Origin of the sequence: Arthrobacter sp. CAL618 (assembly GCF_000468215.1) — a bacterium.
Classification (GTDB): domain Bacteria; phylum Actinomycetota; class Actinomycetes; order Actinomycetales; family Micrococcaceae; genus Arthrobacter_D.
Genome location: NZ_ASZW01000143.1, coordinates 1 through 13,811, shown reverse-complemented (window position 1 = coordinate 13,811; position 13,811 = coordinate 1). Strand labels below are relative to the sequence as shown.

Here is a 13,811-nt window from a genome sequence, read left to right as displayed (position 1 = left end):
GGCGGAATGCAGGCGTTCGTTGTTGTACCAGTGGACCCATTCGAAGACGATTGTTTGCACGTCGGTTTCGGTTTTCAGGGCTCCGGTGCGGAACGGTGAACCCTTCGCGACGGCCTCGTTTTTGAAGAGCCCCATGACCGTTTCAGCGGCGGCATTGTCATACGCGTCGCCGACGCTGCCGATCGAGGGCTGCAAGCCCTCTAGGGCCAGGGTATCGGTGTAACGGATGGAGGTGTATTGGCTTCCCGCGTCCGAATGATGAATCAGCCCCGCTGCGGCTGGCCGGCCGGTGTGTTGACGGCGCCACAACGCCATCCGCAGGCAGTGTTCCACGAACGTAGTGTCCTTCACTGTGGAAGTTTCCCACCCGACGATCGCCCGGGAATACAGGTCGATGACCAGGGCCACGTAGACGAACCCGGTGTAGACCGGCACGTAGGTGAAATCAGTGACCCAGACCTGGTTCGGGGCCAGGGCTGTGAAGTCCCGATTCAGTAGGTCTCCGGCGCGGCGGCCGTCCTTCCCGGGGACCGTGGTGCGCATCTTGCGGCCTCTGATCAGACCGTTCATGCCCTCTTCGCGCATCAGCCGGTCCACAGTGTTTGGAGGCTTCCGGGAAACCGTTGCGGCGCAGCCACTGAGTCATCTTCCGGCGCCCGTAAAGGATCTCGGGGCGTCGACGGCCTTTCGCATCAGCGACGTTCAAAGCTCGTAGGGCATCGGTGAGGCGGGCGTCTTCAAGGGTGCGCAACGCTGGCAGGCGTGTCTTCCACGCTCGGTAGGTTCGTGCGGCAACCTGCATGCCCTGGTCTCGCAGGACGGCGCAGATCGACTCGACCGCGTAACCAAGAGCGCGCATGTCGTCGATAAATCGGCAGGTCAGCGGCGGCGAGGGTCGAGTTCCCTTGCGAAGAAAATCGAGGCCTGTTTCAGGATCTCGTTGGACTCCTTCAGATCCCGCACCTCGGCCCGGAGCCGCTTGATTTCCTCCAACTCCTCGCTGCTTGGCCCGGTCTTTTCACCGGCATCGATCTGGGCCTGGACCACCCAACGGCGCAGCGATTCAGCACCGACTCCCAGCTTCGGCGCCAACGCCTTACAGGCCGTATAAACAGAGGGATATTCGGACAACCGATCCACCGTCATGCGAACTGCACGATCACGTACCTCGGGAGGAAACTGCTTGGGCATAGTCACCATCTTTCTCACAGAAGATAGCGGCATCAAACCCGGGACGGTTCAGTGGTCTTTTGAAGTGTGGGGAGTGAAAAATTAGTTTCGACGGTCTTGGCAAGGTTTTGCGCAGGATTGTTCGAGTATGGCGTATTTGGGTTTTTTCTGTTGTATTTTCAGGAAGTGCCTCAAAATCGATCGGCTCTTTTCCGATTTGATGCGGTCACATTCGACACTGCGCAGGTTTGAGGGAACTTTCATCAGTTTTCTACCGTTGCGCGGTGCATCCTCACCAAAACGGCAAACCCGGTGTGAACCGGGGACGCAAAGCCACGGAACCCGCTGGGGGTTCGCCGGGCTACTGAAATTGAGAGAAAAAATATCATGATGACAAAATCCACCAAACTCGTTGCAGGACTTGCCGTTGCGGGCTTGGCTTTCGCTGGCGGTTCGGCGCTTACGGGCACTGGACTGAGCAACACAGCTGGTTCGACCCAGTTCGTTGGCGGTACGGTCAGTCAATCCGTTACAGGCGCCACCTTGAGCAGCCTGGTCTATGGGTACACCGATAGCACCAAAACAGCCGTCAATTCCGTGACCCTGACGTTCGCTGACGCCACGGGCGGGAAAACCCCGACCATCTCACTAACTGGCGGCACGGCGACGACCTTCACCTGCACAGCTATCAGCGCTACCGCTCCGTTCAATTCCACCTGCAGCCCAGGGACCGGCTTGAGCCAGTCCGGTGTGAACAGCGCCGCTGTCACCGTTAGCTAGTTCCACAACCCTCAGGACGGACCCGTATCTTTCGCTGCGGGTTCGTCCTGAGGATTTTTTATCAGCGATGAAGGCCAACGTTATGCAGAATCGGTTGTTGCGTCGCCTGGGGATGTGTTTACTCGCAGCCGTAGCCGTTCTCCTTACCGTTGTCGGGGCCGCGGTTCTCGCCGGTCAGGCGGCGGTGGTCAGCACAGACGGTGTCAGCATGAACCCGTTTTATTACGACGGGGACCTGGTAGTGATCGTCCGTGCACCATCATATTCAGTGGGTCAGATCGCCGCCTACCGTTTGCCCGGCAGCAATGAGGTTGTGCTGCACCGTATCATCGGCGGCGACCAAGACAGCTTCGTTTTAAAAGGCGATAACAGCCAGTCGATTGACACAGTGATGCCTTCCGCCAAGGATCTCATTGGCCGGGAGCGTCTGCATATCCCGCAGGGTGGGGTGTGGCTGGATCGATTGACCAGCCCGCTGACGCTGTCGCTGATGACTTTCACCCTATTGGTCAGCGGTGGTGGCGCTATAACCCGCCGTAGACGCCGACGCAGACAAAACAGACAAAGGAGGGCGGAGATGTCCCGCCACACCGTTACGCGAACCGGTTTCAGCGCGGCGCTGGGGGCGCTGTCACCCATGCTGCGAGTAGGGACCGCTCTTACCCTAGTTTTGACAGTCATCGCTTCGACGTTGGTCGTTTTGGCCTGGACCGGGCCGCTTAATCAAGCTGCTAGTGCGGAATCTGTCAGCGGTGCCAGGATGGAATTTTCCTACACCGCGGAGGTTGGTGACAGCCCGGCTTACGACGGCACTGTAGCCGAATCCCCGGATCCAGTTTTCCGTTCCCTTGCCGATACCATCGAAGTGCACTTCGCCTACCAGGGCGCACAGGGCAGCATCACCGTGTCCGCTGAACTGTCTACCCCCGGCGGGTGGCGCACCACCGTACCCCTTTCGCCATCGACTTCGTTCACGGGCAATCAGTACCAAGGCACCGTAGAGCTGGACCTGGCAACATTCGAAGAAAAGGCTCGGGCGGCCTCGGCCGTCACCGGCCTTCCGGAAAGCCCGATAGGAATTACCCTCACTCCCCGTGTGCAGACCGCAACGGGGCCGGACTTCGAACCGGCGCTGACACTTGAGCTGGCGCCCTTGCAGCTCAGCGTTCCTGGCGCAGCGGATGCCCTCACCGTCACAACCGATGCCTCAGTAGGCCAGACGATTCCTGTGCCGCGGACTGTGGGGCCAGAAAATTGGAACTTGACCGCAGCAAACGCCCGGATCATGTCAGCGGGCCTACTCCTTCTAGCATTTCTTGCAGCCACCACTTTGGTGCTGCTTGCACGACGGAACACACCAGTTGATGAAGGCGCGGCTATCCGGCGCCGCTACGCCGCACTTCTGGTCCGGGTACACCCAATGCCAGCCCCACAGGGACGACCGGTCATCGACGTCACCACTTTCGCGACACTAGCCAAACTCGCCGAACGTTACGGGCTTCTTGTCCTTCACTGGGATAGGAGCGACGTCGAAACGTTCGTGGTCCAGGATGAAAACACCACGTACCGATACCGCACTAACCCTGAAACCTCGTCTACGGATGCCCTCGCAGTAGCGACCGAGAATGACACCAGAATCAACATTTAGAAGTTGAACGTAGGCAAAGGGACTGTAAGAAAAACGGTGTGTGAGGGTCCGGTCTGATCCGAAAGGAGATGGCCGTGAACGACTTCACGACTAAAGCAACAAAGGCGATGATCGATCCTGTGACAGGAGAAATTATTGATCGGAAGGACCTTGCCGAACGACTGCTCGTGCAGGCCAAGGAGCAGGGCGTGAGCCTCGTCGGCCCCGGCGGGCTGCTAAACCAACTCACAAAAAACGTACTCGAGACGGCGTTGGAAGACCGTGCTGACCGAGCACCTCGGACACGAGCACGGGTAGAGACCTATCGCGGCAAACATGCGCAACGGCACTCGGGTGAAGACCGTGCTGACCGAGATCGGCCCTGCCGTCCGTTCGCGGCGGGGCCTACATGTTCTTCAACGGTGTGATGATGTGGCAGATCTCCGTGTCGGAACAATCAGCAGGGTCAAGGGCCCTACTTGAATTGATCAGCTCGCTGAGCTCCGCTGACAAAGCGGCGAGCTCGCGCTGACGAATCCGGACATCGACGAGCTTTCGTTCCAGGAGTGCCGATACATGGGCGCACGGAGCCTCACCCGCGTCGCGGAGACGTAGCGTGCTCGAAATTTCGGCCAACGTCAGACCGGCCGCCTGGGCCGACCGGATGAACCGCAACCGGCCCACTACCTCAGGGGCATAACTGCGGTAGCCATTCGACGTGCGCAGAGGATCCGACAGAAGACCTTCACGCTCATAGAACCGGATGGTCTGACTATCAACGCCCGCAAGCGCCCCAAGTTCCCCAATACGCATCCCCCAGTCTAACACTTGACCTTGTAGTCGGCTATAAGGTTTACAGTCAGAAGATGAAGATCACCCTGCAGTACTTCGAGGGCTGCCCCAACTGGACCCTAGCCTACGAACGACTCATCGCTTTAGCCGAAGACCGCCCCGACATCGTCCTCACCCGACAAATAATCGACACCGCTGAGGAAGCCGAACGAACTGGGTTTCACGGTTCGCCGAGCATCCTGATCGACCACATCGACCCTTTCGCGGGTCCTGGCGCACCAGTCGGTTTAGCATGCCGCCGATACCTCACCCCAGAGGGGCCAGCCGGGGCTCCGACCCTCGACCAGCTCAGGGCAGCGCTACCTCCCGCTACAACCACGACAACGACTCCGTTTTCACACAAGAAAGAGGTATGAGATGGCTACCGATGTTGACCTTCTGGTCATCGGTGCCGGGATGGCTGGAATCGCCGCCGCGACGAAATGCGCGTCGAATGGGTGGAATGTTGCGATCGTAGACTCCCTACCCTACGGTGGAACCTGCGCCCTGCGCGGGTGCGATCCAAAGAAAATCCTCAGGCGTGGCGCCGAAGTGATCGAAGCCGCCCGGCTCATGAGCGGTAAAGGCGTGAACCCCGGCACCATGTCCGTCAACTGGCAGGAACTGATGGATCACAAACACGGATTCACCGAACCAATCCCCAGGACCATGGAAGAAGACCTGCGTTCACACGGGGTGCAGACCCTCCACGGGACGGCGACCTTCACCAGTCCAACAACGGTCAACATCGCCGGAGCATCATACCAAGCACCGAAAATCCTCGTCGCCACGGGAGCAGCACCCCGGCCTCTGGCCTTCCCCGGAGCCGAGCATCTCATCGATAGCACCGACTTCCTCAACCTTCAGAAGCTGCCACCCCGAATCGTTTTCCTCGGCGGAGGTTTCATCTCCTTCGAATTCGCTCATATCGCCGCCCGAGCCGGAAGCTCCACCCTCATCCTCGATCGCGGGACCCGCCCGCTGAAGAACTTTGACCCAGACCTCGTTGACCTCCTGATCGCGCGCGGCGAAAAGTCAGGCATCATTGTCCAGCGCGGCACAAGCATCACCCGTATCGACAAGTCAGACAACGGATTCCGCCTCCACCTCACTCAAGCTGGAGAGACATCGACAATTGACGCCGACCTCGTCGTCCACGGTGCGGGCCGGATCCCAGACCTATCCCGACTGAACCTCGAAGCCGCGAAGGTCGCATACGGGCCTAAAGGAATACAGGTCGCCGACCATCTCCAAAGCACCACCAATCCCGCCGTCTACGCAGCCGGTGATGCCGCTGACACCCCTGGCATGCCGCTAACCCCTGTGGCAGTGTTCGAGGCTAAAGTGGCAGCATCAAACATGCTCAAATCAGGTACCACGGCCCCCGACTACTTCGCGATACCAACGACAGTCTTCACAATTCCGGAACTAGTGCGTCTCGGCATGCTCGAACACGAAGCTGCGGACAGCGGGCTGGACGTCGACGTCCGCTATACCGATACCAGCGCCTGGTACACGAATTACCGAACAGGGGAAACCAGCGGCGCATCGAAAATCCTGATCGACAAATCAACGGATCAGATCGTCGGCGCGCATCTCTTCGGCACAGACTACGCCGAACTAGCCAACACCATCAGCCTGGCCATGAAACACGGCCTCACCACCCGCCAACTGAAATCAACCACAGCCACCTACCCCTCAGTAGGATCAGATTTGGCCTCGCTCGTCTAGCCGCACAAGATTTGTTGCGCCGGTAGCGTTCAAAAACAATCGCTGACGCTACCTGTATTCCGGATTCGCATCCAGACCAAACCTGTCGCCCTTTTTCCAAGCGTCAGGTAGGTTTCCCCGGGCAGTAATACCTCCGGCCAGTTTCAGCATGCGAGCCATATGAAGCAGGTTCCAGGTCATAAAGGTGGTGTTGACTCCGAATCAGACTCAGTATGGTTCACGGGCCAAAATTGGATTATCAACGGCCCAGACACCGCCGAGATGCAAGAAAAGCTCGGCGGCCAGTTGGCCCGCTTCTGAAACTTAGCGGCAGTAGCAGATCGACCCTCACATTTTGCTGGAAGGCTTGAGAGCTTCGCGCCAACCCTTGGAAAGTTCGGGACCCGTCTGTGGGTGTCCGAGATGATATCCCTGAGCGAGGTCACAACCCAGTTCGCGAAGGACGTTTAGCTGGGACTCGGTCTCGACGCCTTCAGCGACGCAGGTCATTCCGAGTCCGCGAGCGAGGTTGATGACGGTCTCTGTGAGGGTGGAATCTGCATGATTGGTGCCGAGGCCGGCTACAAAAGACTTGTCAATCTTAAGTTGGTTCACGGGCATGTAGCGCAGGTAGGCCAGCGAGGAGTATCCAGTCCCAAAGTCGTCGATTGACCGTGTTACGCCGTAGCTGGCGAGGACACTTAGCGCGTTGGTGATGGATGCCAATTGGGACATCATGGTCGACTCGGTGATCTCGATGACCAGATTGGATGGTTTCAAATCGTATTCTGCGACAAGCCGTTTGATTTTGTCGATCAATGCGGAGTCCAGGAGCTGAAGTGGAGAGACATTGACGGCCATCTGGAAACTGGATTCCACGAGGCCCTCGTCCTGCCATTGCTTGAGCTGATGGATTGCTTCGGTCATTACCCATTCACCAAGTAGCCCGATGATCCCTGTGTCCTCAGCAACAGGGATGAATCGGTCCGGTGGAACCAGCCCGTAACCCGGTCGGTTCCATCGAACCAAGGCTTCCACACCCTCGATTGTTCCCCTAGCGACATCCCAAATGGGCTGATAATGCAGGATGAGTTCGTTGCGTTCGATGCCCAGACGTAAAGCCGATTCGGTGTGCAGACGCTCGCTGGCCCTATCCTGCAGCTGGTCTGTAAACCATGAGCTGCGGTTTCGGCCCGCGTTTTTGGACAGATACATGGCATGGTCGGCCTCACGGAGTAGATCCGTGGGACGGTGATGGCCCTGCGCTAGCGTGATACCCACGGACACTGTGATGCGTAACTTCAACCCGTCAATCCGAACTGGTTCCCGGAATGCCGAAACGATGCGCTCTGCGACGCTTTCGGCCGTGCTGGCGTCAGTGTTTTCGCACAGAACCAAAAATTCATCCCCACCGAAGCGGCAAATAGTGTCGGTGCTACGCGTTGATTGGAAGAGACGTTCTGCAGCCTGCACGATCAGCGCGTCACCGATGTCGTGTCCGAACGAGTCGTTCACCTGCTTGAAATGGTCGAGATCGATGAAGAGAACGGACACTGGAACGCCTTTGGCGTGCCGTTCCAGGGCTTGCCCCAGACGCTCTGTGAGGAGGCGTCGGTTGGGCAGTCCCGTCAGTGCGTCGTGCAGCCCCTGATGAGCAAGCCGGGCCTGAACCCGGCGCAACAGAACTGCGTCGATATCGCGGCCAAGTTCACCTGCCTCAGCGACTGCTACCCTGTCCCAAGGTTCGGCCTGGCCTGCGACAGATTGAGACCACATTTGGAATGAGTTTCGGGGCGATAGGGGTGTATCGCGGTTCATCGGCGACTGGTCTCCTAACCAGTTCACCGACTTTAGTACTTCGTCGCGGAACCAGACGAGGTAGTCTCCTCCGCCGCCTAGGTCCAGCAGAACGATACCCTCCGTGCCGGGCACCATCTCGGCCAGATCAGGCCGGTCGGTGGTGAAAGATTCGCTGACCAGTAAATGCTCGGTAGATGTGGTGCGCCAGAGGGCGACCAGTTTCTCGACGTTCTCCTCCGGCGGTACTTTGCCGGCGAACGCTGTTATGCCGTCTACACGCGCGATCGCTCCGTCCGCGCCAAGGAGATCAAGAATAGTGACGTCACCGCTGACCAGTGCCTCTGCGACGTTGTCCATGATGTCCATTTGCTGGATAAGTCCGCCGCGCAACCGCTGCTTATTTAACTGGTCGGAAAGCCGGCGCCTCTCCGTTAGTGCTGCGGTCTGAAGGGTTACTCGTTGTGCCAAAATCTCGCACCCGTGGCGCCAGATGTATGGCAGGTAGCGCGGGTCCCGGTGCGAGCAGGTAATCATACCGATGAGTTGGCCCTCGTGTACCAACGAGAGGGACATCGAAGACCCTTGTCCCATATTTCGCATGAACTGTAGATGATTCGGGGAAACACTGCGCAGTTCGGCCCGGGACAGATCGGTGGGTCCGCCTGTTCTGGGGTTCAGTACCGGGACCAGCGCAGCGCTTTGATAGTCGCTGGTCGCGATGCCGCGGGAAAGCTTCCGTTCGTAGAGACGGCGAGCCTGAGCTGGGATGTCCGACGCTGGGAAATGCAGTCCAAGGTAAGGAGAGATGCCCTCGGCAAGGTCCTCCGCAACGACTTCACCGTGCCCATCCGGGTGAAAGTGATAGACCATGACGTGGTCGAAGCCCGTGAGCTGGCGTACCTCTCGAGCAGCCGCTTCCCGCAACTCACTCACTGACTCGGCAACGGAAAATCGGGTTAGTGCTAGGTGCAGAAGCGCCACCAAATTACCATCATGGCCATCGCGAAGCGGTTCGAATTCTGCGATGACCAGCCCCTCGGCGTGGTGCATAATAACGTCGAAGACACTCCCACCAATAGTCAAAACTGTGGGACTGGGAGCATTTACGGCACCGGCAGCGATTACCGCAGCCAGGTTCGGCGGCATCTTGGCACCAATTACTGCGTCGAGGCGTTGGCCCAGAAGCGCGGTTGCATCCAGGCCAAGTACCGCGCCCGTGTTCTCGCTGGCCTGCAGAATCTCCATGGACGCCGGGTCGAGAACGAGCAGAGCACCATGAGGCTGAATCGCACCGGGTGTATGGACGGGCTCGCGCACGCACTCGTCGAGTCGTTTTTGCTCATCTTCGGGCAACAATTTTTGAGCGCGCGTCATAGACCTTCGGTCCTCGCCTGTGCCCTGTTATCAAGGTGCCTTCCGTAAGCCAAGAAGGTCATCTGCGCTCCAATCACCACGTCATCGGCGCACCCCCCAGCGACTTCGAACTTTCGAAGTCCCGCCAAGAGAGAACGCCACGGGTGCGGATGCAGCCTTTCATCGCTGTCAAAAAAACCGGTGGGAACATCCCCCAGGGCCGCGCGGAAAGCCGGAGCCAAGACACGTCCGCCCAAGGATGAGCCCTCTACAACGTATAAGCACCCCAAGGCATGAGCAATGTTCTCCAGCCTAGGCACCCGCGCCGAAGCCATCTCGGTGCCAGCTCCTAGAGACTGCAGATCCTCAGACAGCAGGTACGCCCTCCGATGCTTCGGCAAAGCGATCCCAAGATCCAGCCACCCCTTCGCCCAGGAAGGGTCAGCCAGCTGCTCTTCGACAGCAGTGTGGAAACCCTGAAGCCGCCGCAACAACTGCACATAATCTCCCCTGGTCGAGATCGATTCTGGAAGACCGGTCATCTCCTCGACTTCCCGATGCAACACTAAGGTCTCCCGGCGAAGGCGGTCCCGAAGCTCGACCGGATCAGTGTTCAATGGTTCACAAAACACAACACTTCTCGTAGGTGGCCAAACGGTAGGTCCGTCGCTCATTTCCGGTTTCCACTGAGAAGTGTCGCGACGAGGGGTAACGAATGGCGGGATCGACCCGAAAGCTGCTTTGAGATAGTTAGCAAAACGCGAACTGGTTGATTCGAGTCAAACGGGATCGGCGGATCTTCTGCCCAAAATGATGCTGATGAAGGGATGCGGCGCATGATAAAAACCTTGCTGTCAGGTAGCCCGGCTGACCTCAAGGGCCCCGTGGCTTTGCGTCGCCGGGTCACCCCGGGTTTGCCATTGTCAAATAAGCAGAATGCCATAGTAGTACGAATATCGTCTTCGTGAATATCGGGAAACATGACAGTGCCGTAAGAGCGTCGTTATCACCGTACGGACCGGGCTATCTATCTTTACCGGCGAGTAAATTAACGTCCGCCGGTGCTAGTGCAGACACGGATGCTGTCTATCGACCCGAGCACGCGGAGTCGCCTCAACACGGTCTTTGTGGTCGGCAACTTCATTGGCGGCTCCATCGGCTCGACCCTGGCCGGTGTCTCCTGGCAGGCGGGCGGCTGGCCCGTGCTAATGATCGCCGCGGCCGTCGTTACCTGCATCCCGCTGGCCATCTGGTTCACCCAACGCAACCGGGCGCTCATCAGCGAACGGTAAAGCCTAGCTAGAACCATAAGCTCTGGCCGCCCTGGACGGCGGAATGCCCTACTAAGAAGCTTTCTGCCTCAGGTACGAACCCACCACCGACGGCGGCCGTTCACAATGCGAAGGTATCGAAGCCGGCACAGTAGACCCTATTACCGTGATCCGGGGCAGCCTGGATCGTTTGGACTAGTTCGCGGCACCCAATTGTCGAGTTCAAAGGGGACTGCCCCGGCTTTTGTTGACTCGGGGTCTTAGGCCGCGGTGAGCGCGGTTCGGTTGATTGTTTCATATTCGATTGGCGTGAGTTTCCCCAGCCGTCGTTGTCGCCGGTGCCGGTGATAGGTCCGCTCGATCCACGTCGTAATTGCTAGCCGGAGTTCATGGCGGGTGTTCCATCGTTTGCGGTCCAGGACGTTCTTTTGCAGGAGCGAGACGAAGGATTCCATTGCTGCGTTATCAGCGCAGGCTCCGACCCTTCCCATCGATCCGGTGAGCCCGTTGTGTCGCAGCGATTCCACGAAACTTCTTGAACGGAACTGGGACCCGCGGTCTGAATGGACCACCGTTCCGGCTGGACGCCGTGTGCGGACCGCGTTCTCCAGCGCTGAGACCGCCAGCCGGGATTTCATCCGGGAGTCCATCGAATAGCCGACGATGCGTCCGGAATAGACGTCCTTCACCGCGCAAAGATAGAGCTTTCCTTCCGCGGTGGGATGTTCGGTGATGTCCGTTAACCACAGCTGGTTCGGCACTGTTGCGGTGAAGTCCCGTTGCACCCGGTCGTCATGGACCGGCGGTCCGGGCTTGCGATTCAGGCCTCGTTTGCGTGAGAACACCGACCAGATCCGGTGGTCGCGGCACAACCGCTGGACCCTGTTCTCACCGCGGTGAAGCCTTTGCCGGGGAGCTCGTCGGCGATGAACCGGTACCCGAACGCCGGATCGTCGGCGTGGATCTGCAGTGCCGCGTTGACCAGATGCGCATCAGCCCAGTCCCGGTCAGTGACCGGGTTGGCTTTCCACCGGTAATAGCCTTGCTTACTGAATCCCAACACCCTGCAAGTCACCGCGACAGGAACCCCGTCAGCGGCAAGGTCCGTGACCAGCGGGTATATCTGTAATGGTCAGTAGCCGGCCAGAGGCTGGCTGGCAGGCTGGTCTTGGAGGCTAGAGCGTGACTCAGGGTATATCCGACCTGTGAAAGCGGTGTCCTAAAAATGACTCGTCCGCTCTGTTCTCCGGGCACCAGCCTGCCCGCACGAATGACCTAATCAGAAGATTGTCCACCCACCGGTGTGACCCATTACAGATGCGTCTTCGCGCGAACAAAGCAGGCTTTTGCATCAACTGACCGGTTCAACGAAGGAGTAGCTGACCATGACGATCATCGCCGAAGACTTCGAATTCGTCGTCGGAGTCGACACCCACGCCCGCACTCACACATTCACAACGATTCACTGCGCAACTGGTGCGTTGATCGACACAGCCGCATTCCCCACAACCGACGCAGGAATGAACCGCGCGCTAGCCCGGGGTTTTCATGAGGGTGGGGCCCGTCGGGTGTGTTAAAGCGACGAAAGGTGCTTCTGGGCTGGGAAAATAGTGTTGTTGACGCACTGTTCCACCGGCTGAAAGAAGCACCTTTCTGATGTCTAAGATTACCGGAGTTTTCCCGTCTCTTCCTGTCGCCACGACGGAGCAGTCGCTGGTCTCCCACGCGGGGCTGAACGTGGTGACATCTCTGATCGACGCGCTCGGTTTCCGGGGCTTGTGCGAGGACCGGTTAGGCCAGTTCGTTCCCGCCGGGGCCCGGCATCGGCCCGGCACGATCCTGGGATCCTTGGCGGTCATGCTCGCCGGCGGCGGGGAACACGTCTCGGATCTGGATATCCTACGCTCTGGTGCCGGCGTCTTCGGGAACGTGGCCTCGAACGCGACCGTCTCACGGTTCTTCGACCGGGTTGCGGCTGGTCCGGACGTCTTCGGCTACGGCTTCGCCACGTTGACTCGCCAGCTGCGTTCACGGGCATGGGACGCTGCCGGGGACCGGAACCCGGCACTGCGGGCGACCGTCCTGGAGCCCCTGATCCTGGACCTTGATGCCACGCTCGTGGCCTCCCACAGCGACAAGGAACAGGCCGTGGGCACCTATAAGGGCGGGTATGGTTTCGCCCCTTTCATCGCCAGCGTCGATTACGGTACGGGCAACGGGACCGGGGAGATCCTGGCCGCGTTGATGCGTCCAGGCAACGCCGGAGCCAACAGTGCCCAAGACCACATCGAGGTGTTCACCCAGGCCATCGGACAGCTCCCCGACAGTTTCTACGACGGCCACGGTGAGCTCATCGGGGACAAGGTGCTGGTGCGCACCGACAGCGCCGGGGCGTCACGGAAGTTCCTGCATCACCTGGCGTCGTTAGGTGTCCAGTTCACGGTGTCCTACCCGGTGCCGGTCACCAAGGCCCACATGGTCGCCTGGATCAACGACAAAGCGCATTGGCAGCCGGCCCTGGACCAGAACGGTAAGGAACGCACCGATGCGTGGGTCATCAACGCCACCGAGATTTTCGGGCTCACCGATTACCCGGTCGGGACGAACCTGTTCCTACGCGCCGAGCCCCTTCACCCCGGGGCGCAGGCAACGCTGCTCGATGTTGACGGACACAGAATCACGGCCTTTCTGACGAACTCGCCGCGCTGGCACGGGCCCACCCTTGATGCCCGGCACCGGGCCCGGGGACGGTGTGAGAACCGGATCAAAACGCTGAAGAACACTGGGCTCGGGAAACTGCCGTTCTATGATTTCCACGCCAATCAGGCCTGGGCTGACATTGCCGCCCTGGCCATGAATCTAGTGTCCTGGCTGCAACTGGCCATCCTGCCGGCCGGGCATACAGCCCGCGGCTGGGACATCAAACGGTGGCGGTACCGGCTCTTCGCGACCGCCGGAAAACTCATCACTAGGGCCCGGCGGACCCAGCTGCTGATCCCCGGCAACGCGCCGGAAACCGGCACGATCACCACCCTCCTGACCGCCATTACCGAGCTCAAGCACAGCCTCCGACAACCGAGCCCGCGCCTGGCCTGAAAGCCGGACGGCCAGCCCTGCAACCACCGAAACACCCGATCGGAGACGTGGAACCCGACGCCCAGCCAGCGACCACAGGCCCCGCCAACACGCCCAAAACAAGAAAATCCCACCGGACGCGAACTAGCCCATGACCTGGCCGCGAACCCGGCCATCATGAAAAATCCGGGCTA

12 protein-coding genes, 3 pseudogenes and 2 riboswitches are annotated in these 13,811 nt (G+C 59.4%); of the genes and pseudogenes, 8 read left to right on the top strand and 7 right to left on the bottom strand.

Going from position 1 to position 13,811, the window contains the following annotated elements:
- Both K728_RS20565 and K728_RS0108760 read right to left on the bottom strand, forming a co-directional pair.
- Positions 1 to 597: IS3 family transposase (locus K728_RS20565; RefSeq protein WP_156911251.1), on the bottom strand; the 597-nt coding region annotated here is incomplete at its 3' end.
- A 282-nt stretch (positions 598 to 879) separates the two neighbouring features.
- Positions 880 to 1,191 (bottom strand): IS3 family transposase, encoded by a 312-nt coding sequence (locus tag K728_RS0108760; RefSeq protein ID WP_024476463.1) that lies wholly within the window; start codon positions 1,189 to 1,191, stop codon positions 880 to 882.
- A gap of 271 nt (positions 1,192 to 1,462) precedes the next feature.
- A riboswitch (cyclic di-GMP riboswitch) is annotated at positions 1,463 to 1,539 on the top strand.
- Positions 1,540 to 1,557: 18 nt separating this feature from the next.
- Here K728_RS0108760 and K728_RS0108755 point away from each other — a divergent pair.
- From K728_RS0108755 to K728_RS23180, 3 genes and pseudogenes are all read left to right on the top strand, one after another.
- The gene (locus K728_RS0108755) at positions 1,558 to 1,950 is read left to right on the top strand and encodes a hypothetical protein (RefSeq protein WP_024476462.1); all 393 of its coding nucleotides are present in this window, start codon (positions 1,558 to 1,560) and stop codon (positions 1,948 to 1,950) included.
- Positions 1,951 to 2,032: 82 nt separating this feature from the next.
- The gene (locus K728_RS0108750) at positions 2,033 to 3,598 is read left to right on the top strand and encodes a signal peptidase I (protein ID WP_024476461.1); all 1,566 of its coding nucleotides are present in this window, start codon (positions 2,033 to 2,035) and stop codon (positions 3,596 to 3,598) included.
- A 107-nt stretch (positions 3,599 to 3,705) separates the two neighbouring features.
- Positions 3,706 to 3,961, top strand: a pseudogene (locus K728_RS23180) (transposase); the annotation flags it as partial.
- A gap of 21 nt (positions 3,962 to 3,982) precedes the next feature.
- On the opposite strand, the gene K728_RS0108745 reads toward K728_RS23180, so the two are convergent.
- Positions 3,983 to 4,390: a heavy metal-responsive transcriptional regulator gene (locus K728_RS0108745; RefSeq protein ID WP_024476460.1), complete on the bottom strand. Its 408-nt coding sequence runs from the start codon at positions 4,388 to 4,390 to the stop codon at positions 3,983 to 3,985.
- A gap of 53 nt (positions 4,391 to 4,443) precedes the next feature.
- Here K728_RS0108745 and K728_RS20555 point away from each other — a divergent pair, with 53 nt between their 5' ends.
- Both K728_RS20555 and K728_RS0108735 read left to right on the top strand, forming a co-directional pair.
- Positions 4,444 to 4,785, top strand: coding sequence for a thioredoxin family protein (locus K728_RS20555; RefSeq protein ID WP_084442860.1), 342 nt, complete (start codon positions 4,444 to 4,446; stop codon positions 4,783 to 4,785).
- A gap of 1 nt (position 4,786) precedes the next feature.
- Positions 4,787 to 6,139: a dihydrolipoyl dehydrogenase family protein gene (locus K728_RS0108735; protein WP_024476459.1), complete on the top strand. Its 1,353-nt coding sequence runs from the start codon at positions 4,787 to 4,789 to the stop codon at positions 6,137 to 6,139.
- A gap of 48 nt (positions 6,140 to 6,187) precedes the next feature.
- On the opposite strand, the pseudogene K728_RS21875 reads toward K728_RS0108735, so the two are convergent.
- The 3 genes and pseudogenes from K728_RS21875 to K728_RS23175 form a co-directional block, all read right to left on the bottom strand.
- Positions 6,188 to 6,331 (bottom strand): annotated as a pseudogene (locus tag K728_RS21875) (flavodoxin family protein); the annotation flags it as partial.
- A 135-nt stretch (positions 6,332 to 6,466) separates the two neighbouring features.
- Entirely contained in the window at positions 6,467 to 9,292 is a 2,826-nt protein-coding gene (locus tag K728_RS18955; RefSeq protein WP_024476458.1) for a bifunctional diguanylate cyclase/phosphodiesterase, read from the bottom strand.
- Positions 9,289 to 9,945 (bottom strand): biliverdin-producing heme oxygenase, encoded by a 657-nt coding sequence (locus K728_RS23175; protein WP_443110948.1) that lies wholly within the window; start codon positions 9,943 to 9,945, stop codon positions 9,289 to 9,291. The genes K728_RS18955 and K728_RS23175 overlap by 4 nt, the downstream gene beginning before the upstream one ends.
- Before the next feature lie 180 nt (positions 9,946 to 10,125).
- Positions 10,126 to 10,200: riboswitch (cyclic di-GMP riboswitch) on the bottom strand.
- A gap of 150 nt (positions 10,201 to 10,350) precedes the next feature.
- On the opposite strand from K728_RS23175, the gene K728_RS0108720 reads away from it, so the two are divergent.
- Positions 10,351 to 10,563 (top strand): hypothetical protein, encoded by a 213-nt coding sequence (locus tag K728_RS0108720; protein ID WP_024476456.1) that lies wholly within the window; start codon positions 10,351 to 10,353, stop codon positions 10,561 to 10,563.
- A gap of 239 nt (positions 10,564 to 10,802) precedes the next feature.
- On the opposite strand, the pseudogene K728_RS18945 reads toward K728_RS0108720, so the two are convergent.
- Positions 10,803 to 11,674 (bottom strand): annotated as a pseudogene (locus K728_RS18945) (IS3 family transposase); the annotation flags it as partial.
- Between the two features lie 253 nt (positions 11,675 to 11,927).
- On the opposite strand from K728_RS18945, the gene K728_RS0108700 reads away from it, so the two are divergent.
- Together K728_RS0108700 and K728_RS0108695 are read left to right on the top strand one after the other, a co-directional pair.
- On the top strand, positions 11,928 to 12,119 hold the full coding sequence (locus K728_RS0108700; RefSeq protein WP_024476453.1) for a hypothetical protein: 192 nt from the start codon (positions 11,928 to 11,930) through the stop codon (positions 12,117 to 12,119).
- 79 nt (positions 12,120 to 12,198) lie between these two features.
- Positions 12,199 to 13,638 (top strand): IS1380 family transposase, encoded by a 1,440-nt coding sequence (locus tag K728_RS0108695; protein ID WP_024476452.1) that lies wholly within the window; start codon positions 12,199 to 12,201, stop codon positions 13,636 to 13,638.
- The last annotated feature ends 173 nt before the right edge of the window (positions 13,639 to 13,811 follow it).

What these genes read in the sequence shown, in the direction of transcription:
- K728_RS0108760 (WP_024476463.1), bottom strand. Translation starts at nt 1,191, where the DNA reads ATGCCCAAGCAGTTTCCTCCCGAGGTACGTGATCGTGCAGTTCGCATG.
- K728_RS0108755 (WP_024476462.1), top strand. Translation starts at nt 1,558, where the DNA reads ATGATGACAAAATCCACCAAACTCGTTGCAGGACTTGCCGTTGCGGGC.
- K728_RS0108750 (WP_024476461.1), top strand. Translation starts at nt 2,033, where the DNA reads ATGCAGAATCGGTTGTTGCGTCGCCTGGGGATGTGTTTACTCGCAGCC.
- K728_RS0108745 (WP_024476460.1), bottom strand. Translation starts at nt 4,390, where the DNA reads ATGCGTATTGGGGAACTTGGGGCGCTTGCGGGCGTTGATAGTCAGACC.
- K728_RS20555 (WP_084442860.1), top strand. Translation starts at nt 4,444, where the DNA reads ATGAAGATCACCCTGCAGTACTTCGAGGGCTGCCCCAACTGGACCCTA.
- K728_RS0108735 (WP_024476459.1), top strand. Translation starts at nt 4,787, where the DNA reads ATGGCTACCGATGTTGACCTTCTGGTCATCGGTGCCGGGATGGCTGGA.
- K728_RS18955 (WP_024476458.1), bottom strand. Translation starts at nt 9,292, where the DNA reads ATGACGCGCGCTCAAAAATTGTTGCCCGAAGATGAGCAAAAACGACTC.
- K728_RS23175 (WP_443110948.1), bottom strand. Translation starts at nt 9,945, where the DNA reads ATGAGCGACGGACCTACCGTTTGGCCACCTACGAGAAGTGTTGTGTTT.
- K728_RS0108720 (WP_024476456.1), top strand. Translation starts at nt 10,351, where the DNA reads ATGCTGTCTATCGACCCGAGCACGCGGAGTCGCCTCAACACGGTCTTT.
- K728_RS0108700 (WP_024476453.1), top strand. Translation starts at nt 11,928, where the DNA reads ATGACGATCATCGCCGAAGACTTCGAATTCGTCGTCGGAGTCGACACC.
- K728_RS0108695 (WP_024476452.1), top strand. Translation starts at nt 12,199, where the DNA reads ATGTCTAAGATTACCGGAGTTTTCCCGTCTCTTCCTGTCGCCACGACG.